The sequence below is a fragment of the Methylobacterium sp. J-070 genome (assembly GCF_022829385.1).
Lineage (GTDB): Bacteria > Pseudomonadota > Alphaproteobacteria > Rhizobiales > Beijerinckiaceae > Methylobacterium.
In genome coordinates, this window is record NZ_JAKSXX010000028.1 from 1 (window position 1) to 309 (window position 309).

General features: G+C 69.6%; 1 protein-coding gene. It reads right to left on the reverse strand.

Features of this window, described 5'->3' with window-relative positions; genetic code table 11:
* Nucleotides 1-309: methyl-accepting chemotaxis protein (locus tag MKL01_RS01295; RefSeq protein WP_243903435.1), on the reverse strand; the 309-nt coding region annotated here is incomplete at both ends.

The following is a 309-nucleotide window of genomic DNA, read 5'->3' on the forward strand; positions in this document are numbered from 1 at the left end:
CCGGCGGCGGTCTGCTGGCTGGCCTGGCGGATGTTCTGCAGGGCGCCCATCACCTGCTCGATGCCGAGCTGCTGCTGGTTGGTCGAGGCCACGATCTGCTGGAACGTCTGGACGTTCTCCTCGACCCGCGCGGTGATCTCCTCGATCGTGCGCTGGGTCGTGTCCGAGCGGGTCTTGCCGGCCGCCGCGCGCTTGACCGCCTCCTCGGTCAGCATCACCGAGGTGTTGATCCCCCGCTGGATCTCGCCCAGGAGCCCGCGCACCTGGCCGGTGGCCGCCTTGGCCTGATCGGCCAGGAGCTTCATCTCG